Source organism: Bartonella sp. MR168JLCBS (assembly GCF_042194175.1).
Genome location: NZ_JBHIMP010000030.1, coordinates 1 through 5,416, shown reverse-complemented (window position 1 = coordinate 5,416; position 5,416 = coordinate 1). Strand labels below are relative to the sequence as shown.

General features: G+C 36.8%; 5 protein-coding genes and 3 pseudogenes. All 8 read left to right on the top strand.

The window, feature by feature from the left end:
- Nucleotides 1-131, top strand: a pseudogene (locus ACFIK8_RS08710) (SMI1/KNR4 family protein); the annotation flags it as partial.
- A 48-nt stretch (nt 132-179) separates the two neighbouring features.
- Nucleotides 180-533, top strand: coding sequence for a hypothetical protein (locus tag ACFIK8_RS08705; protein ID WP_375669202.1), 354 nt, complete (start codon nt 180-182; stop codon nt 531-533).
- A 6-nt stretch (nt 534-539) separates the two neighbouring features.
- Nucleotides 540-3,105 (top strand): annotated as a pseudogene (locus ACFIK8_RS08700) (DUF6990 domain-containing protein).
- 88 nt (nt 3,106-3,193) lie between these two features.
- The gene (locus ACFIK8_RS08695) at nt 3,194-3,556 is read left to right on the top strand and encodes an HNH/ENDO VII family nuclease (RefSeq protein WP_375669201.1); all 363 of its coding nucleotides are present in this window, start codon (nt 3,194-3,196) and stop codon (nt 3,554-3,556) included.
- Between the two features lie 252 nt (nt 3,557-3,808).
- The gene (locus ACFIK8_RS08690; RefSeq protein ID WP_375620541.1) at nt 3,809-4,279 is read left to right on the top strand and encodes an SMI1/KNR4 family protein; all 471 of its coding nucleotides are present in this window, start codon (nt 3,809-3,811) and stop codon (nt 4,277-4,279) included.
- Nucleotides 4,280-4,470: 191 nt separating this feature from the next.
- A complete protein-coding gene (locus ACFIK8_RS08685; protein WP_375636038.1) occupies nt 4,471-4,950 on the top strand; it encodes a hypothetical protein in 480 nt (159 codons plus the stop codon).
- A 46-nt stretch (nt 4,951-4,996) separates the two neighbouring features.
- A complete protein-coding gene (locus ACFIK8_RS08680) occupies nt 4,997-5,308 on the top strand; it encodes a hypothetical protein (protein WP_375635933.1) in 312 nt (103 codons plus the stop codon).
- A gap of 12 nt (nt 5,309-5,320) precedes the next feature.
- A pseudogene (locus ACFIK8_RS08675) lies at nt 5,321-5,416 on the top strand (hypothetical protein); the annotation flags it as partial.

The following is a 5,416-nucleotide window of genomic DNA, read 5'->3' as shown; positions in this document are numbered from 1 at the left end:
TTAAAGTACACGCGGGAGTTGAGATACCTGATGGTGATCAACCGATTGAAAAGATTGAGAACACTCCCACTCCGCAACCTATCCCTTTTTACAAGAGTTTTTGGAAAAAACTATGGAGGAGGGGCAATTGATAGTGAGGAAATACGGAGCGTTTATAACGCACGTTTTGAGGTTTATCCATGAACTTTTTGTTAAAAAAAATACATCACCCTGATATTATTTATGTGGAGAAAGGTGTATTAAAAGTTATTGATATAAAAACTGATAATTCTCAATTAACAGAATGTCAAAAAGATTTTGAAATAGCGTATAAAACAGGAGATGCAAAACCTTTTGGAAAAATTATGAAACGCTATCTAGGGGAAAATAAGGAACAGCTTAATAAATACCAAGAAGATTTGAAAAAAATTGAAGGAGACGCAGAGCTTCTGAAAGAGTTTAGAGACAATTGGAGTGAAAATCAGATAAACAAAGAGTGGAATAGAATAATTCCTTATACAGTTAGCTGTTATCCGGCGGTTGGAGAAGAGTGAAGCATTATGCAAACTAAAGATGCAGCAGAAATATTAAAAAGTCTGGGCTGTGAGCTCTATCGTGATGAAGTAGGCGATACATTTGCCTATTATTATCTTCCGGATCGCATCGTGGATTTGAGCTATGGTGTGAAACATGAAACGGATGGTGAAAAATTTTGGTTATTAGCTAGTCTCACAACTGCTTCTTATAGTCTTGCTTGTGAATATTCTAGGGGGCAAAAGTCACGGTATGGATATATACTCTATCCAGAAATAGGTGATTTCGGGGTTACGGTACCGGATCTTTCAGAAAGTCATATTGAATCTGCTTTAAACAAAGTCATTACTTGGGCAAAAACACGAAATATTGAACAAAAATTACATGAAGAAGCTGCTAATCATTCTCTTGTTGCAAAGGCTCTTCTCGGCGATATAGAAGCTTTAAGGAGTTATGAGTCTACGCCCAAAATAAACGTATCAGAATTTTCTGATTATAAAATGATGACGTGGAATGAACGTCTGCTTCTTTTTGCACAGGCCTATAAAAATGGGGAATTAGACGATATTCTAACGCGTAAGAAGCCAAAACAGTGCTCGATAAGTCTTATCGCAGCAAATCGCATCCTCAAAACGCGAGGATGGATTGCTATGGAACCTGGGAGAATGTTTCTCTCTTTGCCAGATCGTTTTATTCAGTTTGATTTTGGCTTTATACGTCTTCATGATAATTACAATGTTCGTCTTGAAGCTGAAATATCTAATGAAGAGATTTCTGTAGCTTGCAAATATATTCACTATAAGAGAGAATGTAATTGGATACGACCTACGGATATTTATCAGTCTTTTAATACAATTGGAGGAGGTTTTTTTAGTGGTTTTGATAAAGGCATTGATATTTGTGTAGAGACATTGAATGAGCAAGAGCTTATCAAAATCTCTGAGCGGGTGATACAGTGGGCACGTGCCCAAGATTTACAAGCATCAATAGAAAGCAAAACACGTGTTCAAAAGTATAGCTACAATATAGATATAGTCTGGCATTTGGCTTGTTTAGCGTTGACAGGTCGAATTGATATCCTGAAATCTTATAAAAATTTTCTAGAAGCTGGTACGATTTCTGAACATTTGGATGATGATGAAGTAGAAAAATATGTTAACCATGCCGTTGAATTTGCTGAAAAACATCTGAAAATCCTTAATGAGCGAGAGGCAGCAGAAGCACATCTTAGTCCACAAGTTTTGATTACTTTCAATAAAGTTACAGAGCAATTAAAAGAAATGGGTTGGACAGTTTATCGTGATAAAAACTACAATCGCAATGCTTATTTTGTAAGTAAAGACCGTATCATCAATATAATGTATAACCTTCAAAGTGATGAAGAAGAGCCGATTGTTGCATTTAAGGCTTCCCTTTCAACACTTAGTTTTTCTACGGCTCATAGAGAGATTTTCTATAATATGCCTCAATATATAGCCCTCAAAGAAGCAGAAGAAGTTTATACAGTTTCTAGTACTGAATTGGATGAAGGCAAGCTAAAGCAGATTTGTACAGATATACTTGGATGGGCTGATCGGCAAAATGTGAATCAAATCATCTATGATTATGCGGCTTTTCCCCCAGACAGTGAACTTGATCTTGTAGCGCGTCACCTTATTGCGCTTGTTTTGATTGGGGATGTTGAAAAGCTCAAATCTTATAAGGAGAATTTTAGAAAGGGAAATCCTTTAGGTTTTGTGGAAGAAATCTCAAAATATAGAATTGATAATCTCCTCACTTTTGCACGGGGTTATCGAGCAGGTTTTCCGAAAAATGCACCGATTTTGAGCTTGGATCCGCAAACAGCACCTGTTTCTTCTAAAACAACTTCTGTTGAAGTGGCAGAGGAAGTGGATGAAGCGGATGACACTGATGATCGTCTCACTATGGAAAGTGCAACAACACTTTTAAAAAGTTTAGACTGGTCAACCGAGAAAATCAATGAGAATGACCATATGGCAAGCTATCAATTGGCTGATCGTGAAGTAGATATTCTTTATAACGACGAAATTGCCAAAGACTACCCACAATTTGATAGCGCCTTTTTGATTAGCACGGGCATTCTTTCCACCGCTTGTAAATTCATTGATCCTACCCACACGGAAGATATTCCAGATATACAGCTTAATTTTGAAGCCAAGGGATTAGAAATCTTTGAACCAGAAGTCACTGCGGATCGCTTAAAGCAAGCACTTGATGATGCGCTAAAATGGTCAGTCAAAGACATTGACCTTTCTAAAAGGCTACGCTCTGATTATGGTATAGCTCCTTGGGAAAAAGGCGCTACGTCTAAAGCAAACGATACGGATTATGCTTTACTTCATCTTGGCGCTCTTGCTTTGTTGGGTGATGCTGAAACCTTACAATCTTATCAGCAAAGCTTTACGGCAGGGGACCACTTGGGCTTTGATGAGAGCATCCAACAGCTTCATCTTGAACGTGCATTAGCTTTAGCCAAAGAAGTAGCAAAGGTGAAGCAAGTGAGCTACGCTTTAATTAAACAGGTGGCAAAAGGATTTCGATAATCACTCAGAGTTTTCTAGCGAGGAATAACCTACTTCTTGGAAGGAGAGTTTGTTAAGTCTATTTAGAACAAAGAATACATTGATTATTTTGAAAAAATTGAAGGGGCTTATGAATCATGAAATGGATAAAGAAAAAAATTATGGGAGCAGCTGAACCTGTGGAATTTAAAGGTAAAAAAGTTTATCAGGGAGATGAGCTGTTTGAGCCTGAAACAGTTTCTTCTTGGAAAGAAAAAGGACAGATAGTAACAGGTACAAATGTGGAAAGAATGGTATCAGGAAGAGCTCCTATTGGAATCGATTGTAGGCCTATTATGTTATATCCTATGACACAAGAAGGTCCTATGGCTGAGGTTCTCTACTCATTTTATCAAGACAAGAGTTTTGTTGCGCCTATGAAGCCAAAGGAAAATTTTATCAGAAAAGTTATTTGTTGGATTTCAAAAAAAGACTCCTCAGCAAGAAAAAAGAAAAAGTAATTATTGCAAATATTGAAATAATGTCCCTAAAAGGCGCTCTCTAAGCTTTAATGATCATCCCCTTTAATTACATCATATATTGTAAATGCGAGATGATTTTACAGATACAGATGAGAAAAGAGCTCCTTCAAGAAAATATCCTCTATATTCTATCGATGTAATCCCAATTCCATTGGCTATGGTAGAGAAATATTGATCAGTAGGAACACTCATTATGAGTAAAAACACACTGTGACTTATGGAGAAAAATTTATGAAAAGTTATACTTTATCGGATGTTGCACAATATATTGATATGCATAGTCATGCTATTAATTTTGGTACTAAAGATAATGCTCCTGATGATGTAAGGATTAAAACAGCTGAGAATACTCTCGATTTACAATTTACCTCTTCCTATAAGGGTTTTTTAAAAAATTATGGAGGCGGAGAAGTTGGAGGTGAAGAAATATTCAGTATTTATGAAATCTGTGCTGGTATTCCTGCTGGTGATATTGTTTACCGAAATTTGCTCGATAGAAGAGATGGCTTTACGAATCCCAAACAACTTGTTATCTGCACAACTGATTTTGGTGAAACCTTTTACTTTGATTATACTCAATTTCGGGATGGAGAGTGCCCGCTCTATCTTAAGTTTCCACTTGATGATCCCCAATATTACGCAAGTAATTTTTATGAATTTCTCTGTAAAAGAATTAAAGAGTATGCAGGGGAAGATTTATGAAAACCTATACCTTAGATGATGTTGCAGTATTAATTGATAAAGTTAATAAATATAATGATGATATTATCAATTTTCGTACTGAAGAAAATGCGGCTGATAATCTACAGATTGAAAAGGTGGAGAAAGCTCTTGGTTTGAAATTCACATCTTCTTACAAGAGTTTTTGGAAAAAACTATGGAGGAGGGGAAAAATGAAAAAAATCTTAAAACTATTGAGCAGCATGGCTCTCTTAAGTACAGCTGGATGTCAATTAGGCAATCCTCCCCCATCGACTTTGGTTTTATGGGAAAAGCCTAGAGCAGATCGGGCTGTAATCGAACAATCACTTTTAAAATGTGGTTGGAAACCGGTTTATGCTTCTTCTAGTGATATGAATTCGTATGCAAGTGAATTTGCTTCAGTATATGAGTGCATGAAAAAAGCAGGTTTTCGATATAAATTGCAGGATTCAAAGGGGATTTATTTTACACAACCTCCGAAAAGTGACTCGTTCCTAACCGATCTCATGATAGCTGGATATCAGCAATTTATGGACAATGATACTTTTGGTCTAAGCAATACGAGCAAGAAGGAACGGGTCATGATAACTCATTTTGAGAATGAAAGAAAACGTCAACAAACAAGAAAATCTTTGCAAAAGCGATCATCAAAGCATCCTACCCATTCTTAAAGAGTTAGTTGAACAAAAAGCACGAATGATGGAGGGAGTCAAAATAGTGTCCTTCTTTATTCAAGCGGATGAGACGTTGAATCTAATGGTTGATCAGCTCACAAACAAGGCAACAGTAGGTTTTCTTTCCACTTATTTTTTAGAGAATGTGCGTTTTGATCAGCCTCACAGAATTCTGGAAGCCAATCCGACAAATAGAAAAGGTATTGTGATCAATGAAGGGGCATGTTTTCGCTTTTATCATGGTGGTGAGAATTTGGGGGTAGGTACCTCTTTTACCGCGTTCCAAGGCGTGGAAGGATGTCTTTTGACGAAGATCTTGAAGCAGGAAAGGATTATTATATATATCTCATCCTAAAAGATCAGACGAATGAAGATATCCTTTGCAATTTCGCAAAATCCGACGGCTCCTGATGGCTATACAAAGGATAATTCTGAAAAGATTGGCGGATTTCATACGCTATGT